General features: G+C 57.9%; 18 protein-coding genes. 8 read left to right on the top strand and 10 right to left on the bottom strand.

Annotation, left to right across the window (positions count from 1 at the left end; translation table 11 throughout):
* Window positions 1-13: 13 nt before the first annotated feature.
* A complete protein-coding gene (scpA, locus tag ASB66_RS03810) occupies window positions 14-2,152 on the bottom strand; it encodes a methylmalonyl-CoA mutase (protein ID WP_114386237.1) in 2,139 nt (712 codons plus the stop codon).
* A 118-nt stretch (window positions 2,153-2,270) separates the two neighbouring features.
* Here scpA and ASB66_RS03805 point away from each other — a divergent pair, with 118 nt between their 5' ends.
* Together ASB66_RS03805 and ASB66_RS03800 are read left to right on the top strand one after the other, a co-directional pair.
* Complete coding sequence (locus tag ASB66_RS03805) at window positions 2,271-2,540, top strand: type II toxin-antitoxin system ParD family antitoxin (RefSeq protein WP_060717473.1); 270 nt, start codon at window positions 2,271-2,273, stop codon at window positions 2,538-2,540.
* The gene (locus tag ASB66_RS03800; protein WP_060717472.1) at window positions 2,530-2,892 is read left to right on the top strand and encodes a type II toxin-antitoxin system RelE/ParE family toxin; all 363 of its coding nucleotides are present in this window, start codon (window positions 2,530-2,532) and stop codon (window positions 2,890-2,892) included. The genes ASB66_RS03805 and ASB66_RS03800 overlap by 11 nt, the downstream gene beginning before the upstream one ends.
* 26 nt (window positions 2,893-2,918) lie before the next feature.
* Here ASB66_RS03800 and ASB66_RS03795 read toward each other — a convergent pair whose 3' ends face one another.
* From ASB66_RS03795 to ASB66_RS03770, 6 genes are all read right to left on the bottom strand, one after another.
* On the bottom strand, window positions 2,919-4,919 hold the full coding sequence (locus ASB66_RS03795) for an acetyl-CoA carboxylase biotin carboxylase subunit (protein WP_060717471.1): 2,001 nt from the start codon (window positions 4,917-4,919) through the stop codon (window positions 2,919-2,921).
* Window positions 4,920-4,921: 2 nt separating this feature from the next.
* On the bottom strand, window positions 4,922-5,296 hold the full coding sequence (locus ASB66_RS03790) for a hypothetical protein (protein WP_060717611.1): 375 nt from the start codon (window positions 5,294-5,296) through the stop codon (window positions 4,922-4,924).
* Window positions 5,297-5,335: 39 nt separating this feature from the next.
* Window positions 5,336-5,713 carry a hypothetical protein gene (locus ASB66_RS03785; RefSeq protein ID WP_060717470.1) on the bottom strand — a complete coding sequence of 126 codons (378 nt, stop codon included), beginning with the start codon at window positions 5,711-5,713 and terminating at the stop codon, window positions 5,336-5,338.
* 79 nt (window positions 5,714-5,792) lie between these two features.
* Window positions 5,793-7,325: an acyl-CoA carboxylase subunit beta gene (locus tag ASB66_RS03780; protein ID WP_060717469.1), complete on the bottom strand. Its 1,533-nt coding sequence runs from the start codon at window positions 7,323-7,325 to the stop codon at window positions 5,793-5,795.
* Between the two features lie 254 nt (window positions 7,326-7,579).
* Window positions 7,580-10,735 carry an efflux RND transporter permease subunit gene (locus tag ASB66_RS03775; protein WP_060717468.1) on the bottom strand — a complete coding sequence of 1,052 codons (3,156 nt, stop codon included), beginning with the start codon at window positions 10,733-10,735 and terminating at the stop codon, window positions 7,580-7,582.
* Window positions 10,736-10,738: 3 nt separating this feature from the next.
* Window positions 10,739-11,896, bottom strand: coding sequence for an efflux RND transporter periplasmic adaptor subunit (locus ASB66_RS03770; protein WP_060717467.1), 1,158 nt, complete (start codon window positions 11,894-11,896; stop codon window positions 10,739-10,741).
* Between the two features lie 140 nt (window positions 11,897-12,036).
* On the opposite strand from ASB66_RS03770, the gene ASB66_RS03765 reads away from it, so the two are divergent.
* The 4 genes from ASB66_RS03765 to ASB66_RS03750 all read left to right on the top strand — a co-directional run bounded on the left by ASB66_RS03765 (window position 12,037) and on the right by ASB66_RS03750 (window position 15,966).
* The gene (locus ASB66_RS03765) at window positions 12,037-12,678 is read left to right on the top strand and encodes a TetR family transcriptional regulator (protein WP_147274006.1); all 642 of its coding nucleotides are present in this window, start codon (window positions 12,037-12,039) and stop codon (window positions 12,676-12,678) included.
* Window positions 12,679-12,884: 206 nt separating this feature from the next.
* Window positions 12,885-14,003, top strand: coding sequence for an acetylornithine deacetylase (gene argE, locus ASB66_RS03760; RefSeq protein WP_234612826.1), 1,119 nt, complete (start codon window positions 12,885-12,887; stop codon window positions 14,001-14,003).
* Between the two features lie 15 nt (window positions 14,004-14,018).
* On the top strand, window positions 14,019-14,375 hold the full coding sequence (locus ASB66_RS03755) for a cupin domain-containing protein (RefSeq protein ID WP_012654000.1): 357 nt from the start codon (window positions 14,019-14,021) through the stop codon (window positions 14,373-14,375).
* A 127-nt stretch (window positions 14,376-14,502) separates the two neighbouring features.
* Window positions 14,503-15,966: an aldehyde dehydrogenase family protein gene (locus tag ASB66_RS03750; protein WP_060717465.1), complete on the top strand. Its 1,464-nt coding sequence runs from the start codon at window positions 14,503-14,505 to the stop codon at window positions 15,964-15,966.
* 81 nt (window positions 15,967-16,047) lie between these two features.
* Here ASB66_RS03750 and ASB66_RS03745 read toward each other — a convergent pair whose 3' ends face one another.
* From ASB66_RS03745 to ASB66_RS03735, 3 genes are all read right to left on the bottom strand, one after another.
* Window positions 16,048-16,230, bottom strand: a complete 183-nt coding sequence (locus ASB66_RS03745; protein WP_060717464.1) for a hypothetical protein — start codon at window positions 16,228-16,230, stop codon at window positions 16,048-16,050.
* 185 nt (window positions 16,231-16,415) lie between these two features.
* Window positions 16,416-17,690, bottom strand: coding sequence for an NAD(P)/FAD-dependent oxidoreductase (locus ASB66_RS03740; RefSeq protein WP_060717463.1), 1,275 nt, complete (start codon window positions 17,688-17,690; stop codon window positions 16,416-16,418).
* Window positions 17,691-17,692: 2 nt separating this feature from the next.
* Entirely contained in the window at window positions 17,693-18,361 is a 669-nt protein-coding gene (locus tag ASB66_RS03735; RefSeq protein ID WP_060717609.1) for a haloacid dehalogenase type II, read from the bottom strand.
* Window positions 18,362-18,676: 315 nt separating this feature from the next.
* On the opposite strand from ASB66_RS03735, the gene ASB66_RS03730 reads away from it, so the two are divergent.
* Both ASB66_RS03730 and ASB66_RS03725 read left to right on the top strand, forming a co-directional pair.
* A complete protein-coding gene (locus tag ASB66_RS03730) occupies window positions 18,677-19,522 on the top strand; it encodes a GNAT family N-acetyltransferase (protein WP_060717462.1) in 846 nt (281 codons plus the stop codon).
* 19 nt (window positions 19,523-19,541) lie between these two features.
* Window positions 19,542-20,915, top strand: coding sequence for an aspartate aminotransferase family protein (locus ASB66_RS03725; protein WP_060717608.1), 1,374 nt, complete (start codon window positions 19,542-19,544; stop codon window positions 20,913-20,915).
* The last annotated feature ends 48 nt before the right edge of the window (window positions 20,916-20,963 follow it).

Here is a 20,963-nt window from a genome sequence, read left to right as displayed (position 1 = left end):
CTTCAGGGAAGCATTATTGGTTTCGCAACCGACCTTGCATGAGATCAATCACTGCTCTTGCGGCTTCGAGCACGTTTGTTCCTGGGCCGAAGACGGCTGCGACGCCGTGGTCGAGGAGGAATTGATAGTCCTGCCTTGGGATCACACCGCCAACCACGACGATGATGTTTTCGGCACCTTTGTTCTTGAGCGCCTCGACCAATTGCGGCGCAAGGGTTTTATGGCCAGCCGCCAGCGAGGACATGCCGACGACCTGCACCTTGTGGCTGACGGCCAGATCGGCGGCTTCTTCCGGGGTTTGGAACAACGGACCGGCGATGACATCAAAGCCGATATCCCCAAACGCCGAGGAAATGACTTTCGCACCCCGGTCATGGCCATCCTGGCCAAGTTTGGCCACCATAATCTTCGGCTTGCCCCCCAACGCCGTGGCAAAGTCCGATAGCTGACCGACAAGCGTCTGATATTCGGGATCGTCGTGATAGCGGTCGCCGTAAACCTTGGACACCACTTTTGGCACGGCGGTGTGGTCGCCAAACACCGCCCGCATGGCATCCGAGATTTCACCCACGGTGGCGCGCGCGCGGGCGGCATCGACCGCAGCGGCCAAAAGATTGCCTTCTCCGGTTTTGGCTATGCGGGTCAGCTCCACCAGGCTCGCCTCCACCGCTTTTGCATCCCGGCGGCGCTTGGTGTCTTCAAGGCGCTTGATCTGACCAAGGCGGACAGTGGCATTGTCGATATCGAGAATGTCGATCTCGTCTTCGGTTTCCAGCCGGTATTTGTTGACGCCAACGATCACCTCCTCGCGGCGGTCCACAGCCGCCTGGCGGCGGGTGGCGGCCTCTTCGATCAGTCGTTTGGGCAGGCCGTCAGCCACCGCCTTGGTCATGCCACCCAGGCTTTCCACCTCTTCGATCAGCGCCCAGGCCGCATCCGCCAGTTCCTTGGTCAGGCTTTCGACATAGTAAGAGCCAGCCAGCGGATCGACCACCTTGGTCACCCCTGTTTCATGCTGCAGGATCAATTGGGTATTGCGGGCAATGCGCGCGGAGAACTCGGTGGGAAGCGCAATGGCTTCATCGAAGGAATTGGTATGCAGCGATTGCGTGCCACCCAGCACTGCCGACATCGCCTCAAACGCCGTGCGGACAATGTTGTTATACGGGTCCTGCTCGGCCAGCGACACGCCTGACGTCTGACAATGGGTGCGCAGCATCAGCGAGCCCGGATTTTTGGGGTTAAATTCCTGCATGATCCGGGTCCACAGCAGCCGGGCGGCCCGCAGTTTTGCGGCTTCCATAAAGAAATTCATGCCAATGGCAAAGAAGAACGACAGCCGGCCTGCGAAGGCATCGACATCCAGGCCCTTGGCCAGCGCTGCCCGCACATATTCGCGGCCATCGGCAAGGGTGAAGGCCAATTCCTGCACCAGCGTCGCGCCCGCCTCCTGCATGTGATAGCCGGAGATCGAGATCGAGTTGAACTTCGGCATTTCTCTGGCGGTATAGTCGATAATATCAGCGACAATCCGCATCGAAGGCTCAGGCGGATAGATATAGGTGTTGCGGACCATGAACTCCTTCAGAATATCGTTCTGAATGGTGCCCGACAATTTATCCCGCGAAACGCCCTGTTCTTCGCCCGCCACAATGAAATTCGCCAATATCGGAATGACCGCGCCATTCATCGTCATCGACACCGACATTTCACCCAGCGGAATGCCGTCGAATAGGATTTTCATATCCTCGACACTGTCGATTGCCACACCCGCCTTGCCGACATCGCCTTCGACGCGCGGGTGGTCGCTGTCATAGCCGCGATGGGTGGCAAGGTCGAAGGCAACGGACAGTCCCTTCTGTCCAGCCGCCAGATTGCGCTTGTAAAAGGCATTGGAGGCTTCCGCCGTGGAAAACCCGGCATATTGGCGGATCGTCCAGGGCCGCCCGGCATACATCGTCGCGCGTGGCCCACGGGTGAAGGGCGCAAAGCCAGGCAGGCTATCGAGATGGTCCATGCCGGCAAGATCGTCGGCCGTATAAAGCGGCTTGACGGCAATGCCTTCCGGCGTTTGCCAGGTCAGGCTGTCCGGGCTGGCTTTCAGCTCCTTTTCGGCAAGCGACTGCCAATCTGCAACCGTCTTCTTCGACATCGATTAATCCCTCCACCCTTGCAGACGAAAGACGACATTCCAGCGCCTCTCCGTTCAGCTTGATTTTAATGCGACTGAGTAGTATTTTTAATAGCTAATCCTTGAGGAGCCTGTCCCCATGTCCGTGAAAGCCTCCGTTTCCATCTCCGACCAGCAAGACAAATTTGCCCGCAAGCTTGTGGAAGACGGGCGGTATTCAAGCCTGAGCGCCGTCGTGCAGCGCGGTCTCGAGCTGCTGCGGGAAGAAACAGAGATGAAGGAAGCCGAAGTTCAGGCATTGCGCGCGCTGATCGACGAGCGCAGCAAAGGTCCGTTCCTGAACGCCGAGGACAGCAGCCGAACAATCCAGCAGATGATCGCTGCGAAAAAGTCCTTTTATGGCCTTTGATTTGGTGCGGTCTGCCGCCAGCAATCGAGATCTTGACCTGATCTTTGATCACCTTGTCGAAGCCTATTTGTCTTTCGGAGATGCGATACAGGAAGCATTTGATCGCGCCTCGGCGCGTCTTCAAGCGATCGACGATGATTTGAAGGCGCTGGTCCATGCGCCCTTTCAGGGAACATTGCTGCCAAGCATCGCGCCGGACTTGCGCCATGTGACGAAAAATCGTGCGGTCATCTATTTCAAAGTGGATGAGGTTAAAAACCAGGTCCAGATCCTGGCCATCTTTTTCGGTGGGCAGGACCATCAGAGACATATGCTGGTGCGGCTGGGTGAGCGGCAGGGCGATGACGCCTGATCCTTGGCCAAAAGCACAGTCGCCCATCACTCAAATTCCATGATCAGTTCGTCCACGGCGAGGCTTTGGCCCGGTTTCGCAACCAGTTTTTTGACCACACCGCGTCGCTCGGCCTTCAGGATGTTTTCCATCTTCATCGCCTCGACCGTCGCCAGCGCCTGACCGGCCTCCACGACGTCCCCTTCAGCAACAGCAATGCCGGTCACCACACCCGGCATCGGGCAGAGCAGCATTTTTGACGTGTCGGGCGGTAATTTCCGAGGCATAAGCCGGGCAAGCTCGGCGACGCGCAGAGTGCGAACATGCGCTACGACATCCATGCCCCGCCAGCGCAGGCGGATAGCGGGACCCTTGAGGTCAATTTTAAGCCCGATGCTTTGGCCATCGACGCTAAAGATTGCCAGCGTCTGGCCAGGCTGCCACAGGCCATCGACCGCGACCACACCGCCATCGGCAAATGTCAGACTGCCGGGCTCCGCCGACAGCGTCAGCGGATAATGCCGGTCTGCCAGTTCAACGACCCAGTCACGGCCGATGGTGCGGGCGTGATTGCCCATGGTGCCGGAGACCTGCGCGGCACGGGCCTCGCGCCGCTGGTGGACAAGAGATGCAACGGCAGCAAGCGTCCGACCCGCCGTCTCATCCGGCTCCACCCCGGAAAAGCCCTCCGGAAACTCCTCGGCGATGAAGGCCGTGGTAATCTTGCCGGAGCGAAAGCGCGGATGCTGCATGACCGCCGACAGAAACGGCAGATTATGGCCAATACCCTCGACTTCGAATTGGTCCAGCGCCGCACTCATCGCGTCGATGGCTGTGATCCGATCAAGCCCCCACGTACACAGCTTGGCAACCATCGGGTCGTAATACATCGAGATTTCCCCGCCCTCGAACACCCCGGTATCGTTGCGGACCACCGTGCCATCGGCTTGCTGGCCTTCGCTGGGCGGGCGGTAGCGTGACAGCCTGCCGATCGACGGCAGGAAATTGCGATACGGATCTTCAGCATAGAGCCGACTTTCGACCGCCCAGCCGGTCAGCGTTACATCCCCTTGCGCAAAACCCAGCCTCTCGCCAGACGCCACCCGGATCATCTGCTCGACCAGATCAAGCCCGGTGATCAGTTCCGTCACCGGATGCTCCACCTGCAAGCGGGTGTTCATTTCCAGAAAGTAGAAATTGCGATTGCCATCGACGATGAATTCCACCGTACCAGCGGAATAATATCCAACCGCCTTGGCCAGCGCCACGGCCTGTTCGCCCATGGCCTTGCGGGTCTCCGCATCCAGAAACGGCGATGGCGCTTCCTCGATCACCTTCTGGTTTCGCCGCTGGATCGAACATTCGCGCTCACCGAGATAGAGCACAGTGCCATGCGTGTCGCCCAGCACCTGGATTTCGATATGGCGCGGCTGGTCAACGAATTTCTCGATAAAGATTCGGTCGTCGCCAAACGAGTTCATCGCCTCGTTCTTCGACGACTGGAAACCCTCACGCGCCTCGGCATCGTTCCAGGCGATGCGCATGCCTTTGCCACCGCCACCGGCGGACGCCTTGATCATCACGGGATAGCCGATCTCACCAGCAATCTTCACCGCTTCCTCGGCATCGGCAATCAGCCCCATATGGCCGGGTACGGTGGACACGCCAGCCTCTGCCGCCAGTTTCTTGGAGGTGATCTTGTCGCCCATCGCCTGAATGGCGCCGACCGGCGGGCCGATGAAGGCTACGCCCGCCTTATCCAGCGCCTCGGCAAAGGCGGCATTTTCCGACAAGAACCCATAGCCCGGATGCACGGCATCCGCGCCGGTTTGCCTGATCGCATCCAAAATCTTGTCAATAACGATATAGGATTGATTGGACGGCGACGGGCCGATATGCACCGCCTCATCCGCCAGCTTGACATGCAGCGCATTGGCATCGGCATCGGAATACACAGCGACAGTAGCAATGCCCATCCGCTTGGCGGTCTTGATCACCCGGCAGGCGATTTCGCCACGGTTGGCGATCAGGATTTTCGAGATTGCCATGGTCACACCCCTTCCGTGTCGTCAAAGGCCTGCGGAAAGTTCTTCCGGGCCAGTTTTTCGTTGAGTTTCAGCTTTGCCGTATAGGAGGTCGGATCAAAACCCCGCTCCGCAGCCAGAAGCTCCCGGCCAAATAGACGGCACAGCCGCTCGCCATCCAGATTGCCGCGCTCGAAAGGCTCTGCGCCAAAATACTCCCAAAGCGCCCGCACAAACCCGATATCAGCCAAAGCCACGGTCTGGTCCATGGTGCGGTGGCGCGGCATGGAGGTGAGCTTTGTCACGTTGGAATTGGCTCGGCGCAGCGTGAACTGCCATTGCGTGCCAAGAAGGCCCGCCGGGAACCCGCGATGCTTGGGCATTTCAGACACTTTAACCATCATGCAGCATCCGGCTGAAACAGGAGAGAAACCATCGCATCACACCTCAAACACATCATCGAAGGATTCCGGAAAGCTGTGGCGCGCCACCCGCTCATCGATGCGCAGCATCGCTTCATAGGACAGCGGATCGAAATCCTTTTCCACCGCCACCACTTCGCGGCCAAACAGCAGGTTGAGCCGGGCCGCATCGAGATTGCCGCGCTCGAAAGGTTCAGCGCCGAAGTGATGCCAGAGCGCGTGCAAGAAAGCCGCATCGATGCGGTGTTCCTTGGTGCCGGGATAGGCCTTGCGCGGCATGGCCTTGATGGGGGTGACGCCCCGGGGATTGGCCCGGCGAATGGTGAACTGTACACCTGTTCCGGGCATGCCGGAGGGAAATCCACGGTGCTTGGTCATATCAGGGGCCTTGGACATCCATGCCACCCTTTCTTGTCTGCCGGAACAGGTCCGATCTTGCTGTTGAAGTGAACCCGCTATCAACGTGGGCCCGTTTTTAAAGCGGAATGGTATCGTGTTTTTTCCAATGGGTCGCAACCTGCTTGCCCCGCAGCGAGGCAAAGGCCCGGGCGATGCGCTTGCGCGACGAATGCGGCATGATCACTTCGTCAATAAAGCCGCGCTCGGCCGCCACGAACGGATTGGCGAACCGCTCCTCATATTCTCTGGTGCGCGCCGCGATCTTTTCCGGGTCGCCCAGTTCGGAACGGTAGAGAATTTCCGTCGCGCCCTTGGCACCCATGACGGCGATTTCCGCCGTCGGCCAGGCATAATTCACATCAGCGCCAATATGCTTGGAGGCCATCACGTCATAGGCGCCGCCATAGGCCTTGCGGGTGATCAGCGTCACCATCGGCACGGTGGCCTCAGAATAGGCAAACAGCAGCTTGGCACCGTGCTTGATCACCCCGCCATATTCCTGCGCCACACCAGGCAGAAAGCCCGGCACATCCACCAGCGTCAGGATCGGAATGGAAAAGGCATCGCAAAACCGCACGAAACGGGCCGCCTTGCGTGAGCTATCAATATCCAGGCAGCCAGCTAGCACCATCGGCTGGTTGGCGACCACACCGACCGTCTGGCCTTCCAGCCGGATGAAGCCGGTGATGATGTTCCTGGCAAAAGCTTCTTGTAACTCGAAGAAATCGCCTTCGTCGGCCAGCGCGTGGATCAGTTCCTTCATGTCGTAAGGCTTGGTGGAACTGTCGGGGATCAGCGTGTCCAACCGCCTTTCGAGCCGGGCCGGATCATCGTAGAACGGCCTGCTCGGCGGTTTTTCGCGATTGTTCAACGGCAGGAAGTCAAACAGCAGCCGCACCTGTTCCAGCGCCTCGATATCGTTTTCAAAAGCGCCGTCGGCCACCGAGGATTTCTTCGTGTGGGTGCCTGCCCCGCCCAGCTCTTCCGCCGTGACGATTTCGTTGGTCACCGTCTTCACCACATCAGGGCCGGTGACGAACATGTAGGACGTGTCACGCACCATGAAGATGAAGTCGGTCATGGCAGGCGAATACACTGCGCCGCCCGCGCAGGGACCCATAATGACAGAGATCTGCGGAATGACGCCAGACACCTCGGCATTGCGGCGAAACACTTCGGCATAACCGGCCAGCGAGGCCACGCCTTCCTGTATCCGCGCCCCGCCCGAATCGTTGATGCCGATCACCGGCGCTCCAACCCGGACCGCCATATCCATGATCTTGCAAATCTTCTGTGCATGAGTTTCCGACAGCGAACCGCCGAGCACGGTAAAATCCTGGGAGAACACATAGACCTGGCGGCCATTGATCGTGCCCCAGCCGGTGACGACGCCATCGCCTGCCACCTTCTGACCATCCATCCCGAAATCCGTGCAGCGATGGGTCACATACATATCGTATTCTTCAAACGACCCTTCATCGAGCAAGATCTCAATCCGCTCGCGCGCCGTCAGCTTGCCCTTGGCGTGCTGCGCGTCAATCCGCTTTTCCCCACCGCCAAGACGGGCCTCGGCGCGGCGGCTTTCCAGCTGATCCAATATTGTCGGCATGTGATCCTCGTCCTCTTTCGCGCAGACCTTAAAGCATAAACGCTTAAACCGGAATCGGCTTAAGGTATCATGCAGAAAAGACATTTTATGAGGCGGGACCGTGATGCCCAATGAGAAAAGCCGCAATGGCAACAGAGTGCAATTGCGGCTTTGAAGCGTAAAAATGGCCGGAATATCATGCAAATTGACCGGATCGGAAGCTGCGATGCAATCTCCGATCCGGTCTTTTCAAACGATGCGCCTAGTCGCCCGACTTAATGGTCACTATGCGGCGCATGATGTTCGGGTGGCTTACCCAAGCCAAGCCAGGACTTCAATTTTTCACGCACTGTCTGGAAGGTGATGTAGAGCATCGGAATGACGAACAGACCAAGCGTACTGGCTGTCAACATGCCGATAAACACCGGCGTACTGACATTCTGCCGTGCCATCATCGAGGCGCCATTTGCCCAAACCAGCGGCACGAGGCCAAGGATGAAGGCAATCGACGTCATCATCACGGCGCGGAAGCGCAGCTTTGCCCCCAGCACCGCCGCATCGGCAATCGGCATGCCCTGTTCGCGGTGTTCCTTGGCGAACTCGACGATCAGGATGCCGTTTTTGGCAGCAAGGGCAATCAGCACCACGAGACCGATCTGTGCGTAGAGATCCATCGTCATATGCATCAGCACCATGCCGGCAAAGGCCCCGAATACACCCACGATGACAGAAAGCAGAACCGGTACGGGAATGGTCCAGCTTTCGTAGAGGGCAACGAGGAACAGATAGGCAAACAGCAGAGCCAACGCCAGGATGATACCCGTTTGGCCAGAGGCCTGCTGTTCCTGATAGGCCGTTCCCGTCCATTCCAGCGCAAAGCCGGATGGCAGGGTATTGGCGACCACCTGCTTGAAGGCCTCCATGGCGTCCCCGGAAGACGTGCTGGGAGCAGCCGAGCCATTGATCGTCACGGCGCGATAGTTGTTATAGCGGGTGATGACAGGTGGGCCGACGATTGTCTTCACCTCGGCAATCGACTGGAGAGGCACCATGTCACTGTTGGAGTTGCGGACATAGATGTTCCAAAGCGCCGATGTATCGCGGCGATTGGCGGCATCGCCCTGGACCTTGACCTGCCAGGTACGTCCGAACTCGTTGAAGTCGTTGACATAGGAGCCACCGAGCGTTGCCTGCAGAGCGTTGAAGATATCGCTGATGCTGATACCGAGCGCCTGTGCTTTTTCACGATCGATATCGAGATAGATCGACGGCGCATTGGCACCATAGGTGGTGAAGACACGCGCCAGTTTCGGGTTCTGATTGGCCGCGCCGACCACGCCATAGGCCACATTGGCCATGGTGGCCGGATCGGCACCCTCAAGCGATTCGATCATCGCTTCGAAACCGCCACTGGTGGAAAGACCCAGAACGGGTGGAAGGTTGAAGGGCAGAACAGTCGCGGCCTTGACCTGCTGGACCATGCCGAACGTCCGGCCAATAACTACTTGTACCTTGTCCAAGGCCGCCGGGCGGTCCGCGAAAGGTTTCAGCTTCACGATCATGAAGGCGGAATTGCTGGCCGAATAGCTGTCGAGGAAGGAATAACCGATAACCGAAGAGACATTTTCGATTTGCGGAATAGCATTCAGCAGATCTTCCACCTGCGCAACGGCACCGCTTGTCCGCGCCACCGAAGCGCCATCGGGCAATTGCACCGCGATGAAGAACGTGCCCTGGTCTTCTTCCGGAAGGAAGCCACTGGGGGTAATCTTCGACAGCCCATAGATGCCTGCACCGCCGACCCCGATGATCAACAGGGACAGGACCGCCATGCGGACCATTTTCTGAACCGCCCAGGCATAGCCGTCGCGGGTATTGTCGATACGCCGGCTGATCCAGCCCATGATGCCGCGTTTTTCGCCGGTGTGGCGCAGGAAGACGGCGCAGAGAGCAGGCGACAGCGTCAGCGCGTTAATGGCCGAGATCAGCATGGCAACGCTGATGGTGACCGAGAACTGCCGGAACAATTCACCTGATATGCCGGAGATGAAGCCGATGGGAACGAAAACCGAGAGCAGGACAAGGGTGATCGCAACAATCGGACCGGTGATCTGCCCCATGGCCTTCTTGGTGGCGGCAACCGGTGTCAGCTCCGGCTCCTCCTCCATCACGCGCTCGACATTTTCCACGACGACAATCGCGTCGTCGACGACGATGCCGATGGCAAGCACAAGAGCGAGAAGCGAGACCGTATTGGCCGAGTAGCCAAGCGCCAGCAGCACCGCGAATGTGGCGATAACGCTGACCGGGACCGCAATGATCGGGATGACCGTTGCCCGGACATTGCCGAGAAACAGGAAGACGACCACAGCCACCAGCACGAAGGCTTCGATCAGCGTATGAATGACGGATTCAATCGTGTCTTCAACGAAGGTGGTCGAGTCGTACATGACATTGGCGCGCATGCCTTCCGGCATCCGGCTGTTCAACTGTGCGATCTTGGCGCTGACGGCCGCAGCCGTGTTCAGCGCGTTGGCACCGGGAGACATGTAAATGCCCATGGCAACACCCGGATCGCCTTCGCGGCGAGAGACCGTGTCGTCGTTTTGTGCGCCCAGTTCGACACGGGCAACATCCTTCACTTTCAGGACAGAGCCGTCCTTATTGGCGCGCAGCACGATATTGCCGAATTCCTCCGGCGTTTCGAGACGGCCCTGGGTCTGGACGTTATATTGAAATGCCTGATCGTCCGGCACCGGACGTGCACCGATACGGCCAACAGGTGCCTGGACGTTCTGGGCTGAAATCGCGCTTGTGACATCCGAAGGCACCAGGCCAAGGCTGGACAAGCGGTCAACGTCGAACCAGATCCGCATCGAATACTTCATGTTGCTGAAGAGCGATGCAGAACCGACACCTGGAATACGCGAGATCTCGTCCAGGACGTTGATCGTTGCATAGTTGGTCATGAACAGCGGATCGAACTTGCCCTTCTCGCTCTGCAACATGATGAATTGCAGAATGGACGAGGATTTTTTGCTGACCGAGACACCAAGATTTTGAACGTCGCTGGGCAGCGAGGACAGAGCCGTCTGCACGCGGTTGTTGACGTTAACGGTGTTAATGTCGGCATCGCTGCCCAGAGCGAAACTGACGGTCAGCGAGTAGCTGCCATCATTACCGCTGGTGCTTTTCATGTAGAGAGCTTTGTCGACCCCAATCACCTTGGATTCGAGCGGTTGCGCAACGGTCTGCTCCAGCACTTCGGCGGAAGCGCCGGGATAGGTGGCCGTCACCTGGACCTGTGGCGGCACGATATCGGGAAGTTGTGAGACCGGTATTCTGGTCAGCGCCAGACCACCGGCAATCGTCAGCACGATGGCAATGACGATTGCCATGCGTGGACGATCAATGAAAATATTGGAAAACATCGCTTAGCCCTGCTTTGGTGCGGCGGGTGGAGCCTGGTCGGCCGGCTGTGCATTGACCGGTGTATTTGGCCGAACACGCTGGATTCCGTCTGTGATCACCTTGTCGCCTTCCTTGAGGCCATTGGTGACAACAGCCATTTCCGGCGTGGATTGTCCAAGCGTCACACGGCGCACCTGCGCAATGCTCTTGTCATCAACCACATAGACATAGGAGCCCTGCTGATCGACCATGACCGAGGCACGCGGAATGGTGAGGTAATCGGTCGGCTCGACGGTTTCGAGAATGACACGGACGAATTCGTCATTCACCAGTTCCCGATGTCCCGTCGGCAGCAGTGGATTCGGGATCGTGCCGCGCAGGGTGATGGAATCGGTATTTTCGGACACGCTGATGTCGTAGAAATCAAGCGTGCCTTCCTGGGCGTATAGTCTGCCATCGGGCAAGCGGATCTTGAGCTTCACGCTCTTTTCCAGACCGCCTTCCTTGTCGAAACGCTGTCTCAATTCGATGAGACGGCGCACCGATATGGGGAATTTCACATACATCGGGTCCTGACTGACCATCGTGGCCAAGGTTCCCGATGAGGACGACACGACATTGCCGACCGTGACCGAAGCAAGGCCGATACGACCATCGATAGGTGCGATGATATCGGTATAGCCAAGATTGATCTGCGAGGTGCGCACATCGGCTTCCGATTCAGCCACCTTGGCAATCGAGGTCCGTTGCGTGGCACGTGCGTCGTCCAGATTGCTCTGACTGCCGCTGCCCCCAGCTCGAAGCTGTTCGTTACGAGCAAGGGATATATTCGAATTTTCCAGGGTGGCCTGGTTTTCGGCAAGAGTGGCCTTCTTGGAATCCAGATCGGCCTCATAGGACTGCCGCTCGATGCGGAACAGGACCTGGCCCTTCTTGACCTCAGAGCCTTCCTTGAAAAGCTGTTCTTCCAGGAACCCGGTCACACGGGCAACGAGATTGACCGAATCCTTCGCCTCGACCCGGCCATTGACCTCGGTCGTATCATTGATCGGCTTCAGTTTGGCGATCGTGACGCCGACAGCCGGCGGTCCAGCATTTGGCATCTGCGCAAATGAGGGGGTGGAAAAGGAAAGGGCTGCAATAGCGCAACCCGCAACAAGAAATCGCTTTGTTTTTTGCATGGCTAGGAACACTCCAACGGTAGCCTCTCCGATATATATACATACATACCGTTTGTAAATAGGATTGATCGCAGTGCGTAAATATGTGATGAATTAGCGAACGACGTATCGTGCCCAACAATTTCGCCCAGGAGGACCCATTGCGGAGAACCAAGGAAGAAGCAGCGGAAACCCACATGCAGCTCCTGAATGCTGCCGAGCAACTTTTCCTCACCAAAGGCTTCGACCAGACGTCACTGGACGAGATTGCCCAGGCAGTGGGCGTGACACGCGGCGCTGTCCATTGGCATTTCAAGAACAAGCGCGGCATTCTCGAAGCCCTGCGCAACCAGGCTTTCAAGCCTTTCGAACAATTGGCGGCACGGCTTCCGGCGGATAGTTCCGTCGACGTGTTTGCCGCCCTTGAGCAGATATTGTTCGACATGCTGGCGCATCTTCAGGCCGATGAGCGGCGGCGCGGTGTGATCCGGGTCAGCCTGCATCTAGATCTTACGATAAAGGAAACCGACTCGGATGGCATTCTGAGCACGCTCAAGGGCAAGCTGCTGCCCCTCTTCCAGGTTGCCGCCGACAGGGGCCAGTTGACCGAGCCCTGGAGCCCCGCCTCCGCCGCCATGACCCTGAGCGCGACCATATCGGGCCTGATCGGCGAATGGGCCTTCGGCCGGGACAATTTTCAACTCGTACCGTATGCGCAGCAATTCGTCCGGATCGCTCTCGTGGGTTTCGGCATGCAAAGCCGGGACTGTTCGACAATTCATAGAGAGCCAGGAAAGGCCTGATCCGTCTGTCGCATGAGCGTCGGTATAATCCGCTCCCCTCAGCGTCCGGAACCGAAGATTCCACCAAATATCCCCTGCTTTCGGCAGGAAAAATACCGCTAGGCTTGTAGATTCCAGATCAGGCGCACTCGGCCTTTCCAAGGTACTGAGCTTTGCGTCTTATCAGCATTGCGCCGCATTGCGAGACCGGATCGACGGAGCGACCCTTGGACATTCTCGAACGCCTGGTGGCCTTCCCTTCCGTTGTCGGCACCGCCAATGGCGAGATTGTCAGCTTCATCCTTGATTATCTGCAAAGCCACGGCGAGGCGGTCAGCGTGCTTGTTGGCCCGGAGGGCGACCGGAGCAATCTGTTTGCCACCATCGGCCCCAAACATGTCCCCGGCTATATTCTGTCAGGTCATATGGATGTGGTGCCAGCGGGCGAAAGCGGCTGGGTAAGTGATCCTTTCCAGCTACGGCGCGAGGGTGACAGGCTTTTTGGCCGTGGCACCAGCGACATGAAGGGGTTTTTGGCCTGCGCTTTGGCCTGCGTTCCAACCCTTGCTGCCATGCCGCTTGCCCGTCCCATTCATCTTGCTTTTTCCTATGATGAAGAGGCCGGGTGCCGTGGCGTGCCGCATATGCTGATGCAACTGCCATCTCTTTGCGAAAGCCCCCTTGGGGCCATTATTGGCGAACCCAGCGGCATGCGGGCCATCCGCGCCCATAAGGGCAAGGCTGCCGCCCGCGTCACCATCACCGGACGCTCCGGCCATTCATCGCGGCCTGATCTGGGGCTGAATGCCATTCATGCCATGAGTGAGGTTCTGCTTGCCGCCCGCGATGCGGCAGGAACTTTGACACAAGGTCCATTTGAAGCGGTGTTTGAGCCGCCTTATTCCTCGCTGCAAGTGGGAACCGTGCGTGGTGGACAAGCCGTCAATATCATTCCTGATACCTGTGAGGCCGAGTTTGAAGCCCGCGCCATTTCTGGCGTTGATCCCGCAGTGCTTTTGCAGCCTGTTCGTCAGGCGGCGGACGCGTTGAAAGACAAAGGTTTTGGCGTGGAATGGACAGAGATGAGTGCTTATCCGGCACTCTCACTCCCCCAAAACGCACAGCTTGCCGCGCTGCTGTACCGACTCACAGGCACAGAGCCATTGGCAGCCGTGAGCTACGGCACCGAAGCCGGGCTTTTCCAACAAGCGGGTGTCGATGCCATCATCTGCGGCCCCGGCGATATCAGCCGCGCCCACAAGCCCAACGAATATATCCTGATGGATGAGCTGGCCACCTGCCAGACCATGATTACCGCTCTCGCAGACCACTGCTGCCAACTTTAGACCGAGGACTAATCCATGTCTCTTTTGAAAACCATCGACACCAACCCCACGTTCACGCCGAAAGAATCCAAGGCCCTGCCGGAGCGGCTGATCTCTGGCGATCCGGCTTTCAAGACCTGGCCGCAGGATGTCTGCCGTGGCGAGATGATCCACACAGGCGTATGGGAAGCCACCCCCGGCGAGACCAAATCCATCAAGGGCGAGAGCTTTGAATACTGCCATATCCTGTCGGGCGTAGTCGAAATCACCCCTGAAGGCGGCGAGCCGGTGATTTACAAGGCAGGCGATCATTTCATTATGAAACCGGGCTTTGTTGGCGTGTGGAAGACCATTGAAACGGTGAAGAAAATCTACGTCACCATCATGGCGTAAGCCGAGCTTAGAGCATCGTGCAGAAAATCGGAATCCGCACGATGCTCTAAGCTTTTGTTTGGGCATCGGATTTATCCGAAAACCGGTTCCCACTTTTCGGTCCGATGCTCTAGCCTAAGGAACCACCATGACCCTCAGCTTCGATCCAGACACCATCGCCCTGCCCATCGGCCATTTCATTGGCGATACGCTGGTGGATGCCAATGGCGCGCTCGACATGTGCCGCCCGTCGGACGGCAAGACCTATGCGGGCTGTCCTGTTGCCAATGAGGACATGGTGGATCGGGCCGTTCAAACCGCAAAACAGGCGCTGAAGACCAGCAAATGGGGCAGCGTTCGCCCGCGTGAGCGTACGATCGTTCTTCAACGCTGGGCAGACCTGATTGAGCGCGAGGCAGAAACGCTGGCCAAGCTGGAGGCTCTCTCCTCCACCCGCCCCGTTGGCCATCTGATTGCCGGGGACATTGCCGTCACCGCCGAGCAAATCCGCTTTTTTGCCGAAATGGCAGACAAGGAAGGCGACGCTCTTGTGCCGACCGATGGTGATAGCCTCGGCATGATCATGAGTGAGCCTTATGGCGTGGTGGGAGCCATCACGCCATGGAATTTCCCGGTTTCCATGGCGGGCTGGAAGCTTGGGCCAGCACTGGCCGCTGGCAATGCCGTGGTGCTGAAACCCTCGGAAATGACCCCCTTTTCCAGCATTTATCTGGCGCAATTGGCAGTGAGGGCCGGGATTCCGGCGGGGCTGATCAATATCGTGCTGGGCGACGGTCCGGTTACAGGCAATGCCATCACCGGCCACCCGGATATTGCCAAGGTCAGTTTTACCGGCTCCACCGGAGCGGGTCAGGCGATTATGGGCAATATTGCCCGCACGGGCGTCAAACCCATGACACTGGAACTGGGCGGCAAAAGCCCGCAACTGGTGTTTGCCGATGCAGATCTGGACAAGGCCGCCGCTGCCATTGCCCAAAGCATTCTCTCCAACGCAGGCCAAGCCTGCGTGGCTGGCTCACGCTTGATTGTTGAGCGCAGCGTGATGGAGCCTTTGGCAGAAGCGATCATTGTCAAAATGAAGGCGGTGAAAGCAGGCCCAACCTGGGATGCCGCAACGCAATATTCGCCGATTATCTCCCAGCGTCAGCGTGAGCGGATCGACGGCATCGTCAAGGCCGCCATTGATGCCGGGGCGGAATGTCTGACGGGCGGCGACATCATGGAAGGCGATGGGTATTTCTATACGCCAACCTTGCTCTCCCATGTCGATCAGCATTCTCCGGCGGTGACACAGGAAATTTTCGGTCCCGTCTTGACCATGCAGTCGTTTGAGCACGAGGATGAGGCGCTGGCTTTGGCCGATCACCCAACCTATGGGCTTTGTGCGGGTCTGTTCACCCGCGATCTCTCCCGCGCCCTTCACCTGACACGCTCGCTTCAGGCAGGCACGGTCTGGGTGAACCGCTATGGCCGTTCCCGCGATCACATCCTGCCGACCGGCGGCTACAAGCAGTCAGGCATCGGCAAGGATCTCGGACGCGAGGCCTATCACGCCAATCGCAAGAGCAAGAGTGTGCTGATCAGTCTTTGACCGGGTTAAAGTTTTATGTGCCGTTGCCTACCGCACAAACACGGTCACAACTCCAGTCGGCCAAACTTCAGGACAGAACAACTAATTTGAGGCGTCACCGATCTGTTTGGCAGGCGCATCCGCTTCGCTGGTTTCGTTTTTCTTCTTCTCTGCTTTATCCTGATCGTGATGCCATTTTATAGCGAAGAACATGGCCGTGCCCAACACGATAATCTTTGCCGGAAAGAAGACGATAGGGAACCAGTCCACCCAGTCGCTCGTCATTGGCCATTTCCTTTCAGAGATTCATCAATGCGGTCTCCCATAGAATAATACAGCCACACATGACATGTGCGTTTTGTCGCAAGCGCGACGCCAGACGATGGCTTGGGAGAGCATATCACGCAGACGCGCAAAGCTTTTATGCATCCGCAAATCCAGTGACCCTGCACGATTGCAGGCTGCCCTTCTCACTGAAATCTATCGAGAATCTTATAATACATGCCCACCATCGGCAAAAACCATGGCTTGCCAAAATGTCCCGGCACGGCAGGCCAATCGAGACCTTTCAGCGGATTGGCATCGGGTTTGCCCATGATGGTATCGGCCATGATCATGCCGAGGTGGGTTGAGAGCTGGGCGCCGTGGCCGGAATAGCCCATGGCGTACCACACACCATCCTGATAGCCTGCGCGGGGATAGCGATCCTTGGTCATATCCACCAGACCGCCCCAGCAATAATCGATCTCGACCTTGGCAAGCTGGGGGAAAATCGCGGCAAGGGATTGGCGCAGGATTTCGCCGCTTTTGGCGTCCGATTGTTGATCCGATGTGGCTGAAAAGCGGGCGCGACCGCCGAAAATCAACCTGTTGTCGGGCGAAAGGCGCCAGTAATTGCCGATGTTCATGGTGTTGACGCAGGTGCGGTTGCCCGGCATCACAGCAGCCACTTCCGTGTCCGACAAAGGCCGCGTGGCAATCAGAAAACTGCCGACCGGAATGATACGACGGCGGAAAAAGCTGAAATTGGGCGTGGTGTAAGCCCCGGTGGCCACCAGCACATTCTTGGCGGTCACGCGGCCCCGCGCGGTGGTCAGGCGGTGGCGGTCGCCCTGTTTTTCAATAGATGTCACAGAGGCCTGCTCGGCAATGTCAGCACCGTGGCGGTGGGCGGCTTGCGCAAGGCCCACCACATAGCGGCCCATATGCATCATGGCGCTTTTCTTGGACAGCATGGCACCATAAAAAGGTGAGCCAACCTCACTTTTTAGCTCCGATGGCGACAACAGGGCCGTGTCGGGATCGACCTCTTCATGCAATGCTTCGAAATTGCGGGCAAGCCCTTCAAAATGCAGTTGTTTTGAGGCCAGTTTCAGCTTTCCGGCACGGCGGAAATTGCAATCAATGCCTTCCTCGGCAATCAGCGCCTCGATGGTATCGATGGAACTGTCGAGCGCTTTGTAAAGGGCAATCGCCCGCTCCTTGCCCAGTTCAGCCTTGGCCCCCAGATAGCTGTGGGCCAGACCATTGTTGAGGTGCCCGCCATTACGGCCAGAGGCACCCCAGCCGATGCGTTGCCCCTCCAGCACGATCACCTTTGCCCCGGCGCGCGCCAGCTGGCGGGCCGCAGCGAGGCCTGTAAAGCCGCCGCCAATCACGGCGACATCAAAATCGCCTTCAATTGCCCCGGTGATGCCACCGGCAAATTGCGGAGCGGTGTCGTGCCAGTAGGAGAGATATTTCATCGTTAAAGACCAAACACGCCGGGCAGATCGTCAACGCCTGCGATTTCCTGATAGCCGTAATAGGGATTGGCTGGCTCGTGACCACGGTTGACCCAGACCTTGTTCTTGATGCCCAGATCATGGGCGGTCATCAGATCATAGCGGAAGGAAGACGACACATGGGTAATGTCATCAGGGCCACAGCCGAGCATGTCGAACATATATTCAAAGCCCTTCATGCGTGGCTTGTAGGATTGCGCCTGCTCTGCCGTATAGACCGCATGGAAGGGTGCGCCGAGCTTTTCGACATTGGACATGATCTGCGAATTCATGGCGTTGGACAGGATGACCAGCGGAATCTCCTTGGCCACTTTGGCAAGGCCAGCAGGCACGTCCGGGTGCGGACCCCATGTGGGTACGCGCTCGTACACAGTCTTTGCGTCTTCTTCGCGGAAGGTCACGCCGTTTCTCTTGCAGGTGCGTTCAATGGCATTGTGCACCACAGCGGCATAAGGCTTCCAATCGCCCAGAACTTCATCCAGACGATAGGCCGAGAAGTTTTTGACAAACTCATCCATATGGGCGGCTTCCAGTTGGGTGCCGTAAATGTCGCGGGCCGCTTCCGCCATCTGGAAATTGATGAGCGTACCGTAGCAATCGAAGGTGATGTATTTCGGACGGAAGGGAGCCATGGTTTTCTCGATCCTTGCAAAGCATATCGTTCGGGTTTTCCCATCATAGGCAGAGCCAACCCAACCCATTCACCGCAATTGCCACCTCTCAAAGCACAATGTTGCGTATGCAGTGGAGGATTTGGCAGAGAGTTTTGCAAAAGCCCCAGACCCGCTGTCCTCACACCCGGCAGAAATCCACACTCACGGCATAAGATGCGGCGATAATCGATCGGAACAGCCAAACATACCAAGGACGCGCCATCGTCGGGATGATCTTCTTTGCGCGCGGGTCTATCACTGAAGGACACTAAAAACAGATTTCAGGATAGTGGCATGCAGGCAAGCCAGATCGACATTATTTCCTTTGGTCCGGAACATATCGACGGCGCATTTTTGCTGTCCCAGCAGGCACAGTGGCCGCATCGCCGTGAAGACTGGGCCTTTGTGCTCTCCTTAAGCAAGGGCTTTGTGGCGCTTGAAGACGGTCACGTGGTGGGAACCGCCATGGCGACGCTGTATGGCGAGACCTGTGCAACCATCAACATGGTCATTGTCGATGCCTCCATGCGCGGGCGCGGGCTTGGTCGGAAATTGATGGATATGGCCTTGCAGGCTGCCGAGGGCAGAGAATGCCGTCTGGTGGCAACACAGGATGGCCTGCCACTCTATGAAAAGCTTGGTTTTGTCGCTTCTGGCGAGATCGTCCAGCATCAGGGCTTTGTCCAGAAGCAAGCATTCGACGCATCAGCGGTCACATGGGCTGAGCAGGATATGCTGCAAGAGTTGGCTGCCCTTGATGCGGCTGCCTTTGGCGCAGATCGGCGAAACCTCCTTCGCACGCTCGCGGAAACCGGCAAATTCGCCATTATCAGCGATGCTGGCCGCATCACCGGCTATATTGCCCTGCGTCCCTTTGGTCGCGGCGAAGTCGCGGGGCCGGTCGTGGCGGCCAATCAGGACGATGCAAAAGCCCTTTTGTCCTTTGTGTTTGCGGCAAGAGCAGGATCATTTCTGCGCGTCGATACAGCAATTGCAACAGGCCTTGCGCCGTGGTTGACGCAGCAGGGCCTTGTTCACGTGGGCGGCGGCGTGCCAATGCGACGCAACACGGCACCGACCGGTCCGAATGAATCCGTTTCTGTCAAAACCTATGCACTCGCCAGCCAGGCCCTCGGCTGATTTTTTTGGAGATCTGATAATGTTGAGCAATTCCCTGATTGAACTGGACCGTGCCCATCTCGTGCATCCGGTTGCCTCCTATCGCAGCCATGAAAAGGCTGGCGTGCGCGTTCTGAAATCAGCCAGCGGCGCAACCGTCACGGATTCCACCGGACGTCAATTGCTGGATGGCTTTGCCGGTCTGTGGTGCGTCAACGCTGGTTACGGCCAGGAAAGCATCATAGAGGCTGCCACCAAGCAATTGCGGGAACTGCCTTACGCCACCGGCTATTTCAGCCTTGGCTCGGAACCCGCCATCCGGCTGGCGGCAGAACTGGCAGACCGGGCACCCGGTGATCTCAACCATATCTATTTCACTCTCGGCGGCTCGGATGCCATCGACAGCACGATCCGCTTCATCCGCTATTATTACCATTGCAAGGGCACGCCGCAGAAGGACCAGTTCATCTCGGTGGAACAGGGCTATCATGGCTCGTCCACCGTGGGTGCGGGCCTCACGGCGCTGCCGCTGTTCCACGCCGGTTTTGGCCTGCCATTCGATTGGCAGCATAAAATTCCGTCGCACTACGCCTATCGCAACCCGGTCGGCAATGATCCCGCCGCCATTATCGCGTCATCCGTTGCAGCCTTGCGCAAGAAGGTCGAAGACCTGGGCAGTGAGCGCGTTGCTGCTTTCTATGTCGAGCCGATTCAGGGCTCCGGCGGCGTGATTGTTCCGCCCGATGGCTGGCTGAAAGCAATGAGGGATGTCTGCACCGAGCTGAACATTCTGTTTGTCGCCGATGAAGTCATCACCGGCTTTGGCCGCACCGGCCCGCTGTTTGCCTGTGCCGACGATGGCGTGGTGCCGGATCTGATGACCACTGCCAAGGGCCTTACATCGGGCTATGTACCGATGGGTGCGGTGTTCCTGTCCGATAAAATCTACAACACCATTGCCGATGGTGCCGGATCGGCGGCCATTGGCCACGGCTACACCTATTCGGCCCATCCGGTCAGTGCTGCCGTTGGCCTTGCTGTGCTGAAGCTTTATGAGGACGGCTTGCTAGACAACGGCCGCAAAATGGGTGCGCGGCTGATTGCAGGCCTGGAAAGCCTGAAAGACCACCCACTGGTGGGCGATGTGCGCGGGCGCGGCATGCTGGCCGCCATTGAAATGGTGGTGAACAAGGACAAGAAAACGCCACTGCCAGCGGCTGCCGCACCTGCCACACGGGTGTTTGAACGCGCGTGGGACAATGGCCTCGTCATTCGTGCCTTTGCCAATGGCATTCTGGGCTACGCGCCACCGCTGTGCTGCACGGAAAGCGAAATCGACGCCATTGTCGAGCGCACCAGAAAGACGCTGGATCAGACACTCGCCGACCCGGATGTTCGCGCCGCCATGGCTTAAGCTAAAGCCGGTCGGGTGAAATATCGCCAAACGATCAGATTCAGAATT

The organism is Gillisella vitis, assembly GCF_001541345.2.
Taxonomy (GTDB): domain Bacteria; phylum Pseudomonadota; class Alphaproteobacteria; order Rhizobiales; family Rhizobiaceae; genus Allorhizobium; species Allorhizobium vitis.
The sequence above is the reverse complement of the archived record's forward strand: the minus strand, read 5'-3'. Positions and strand labels throughout refer to the sequence as shown.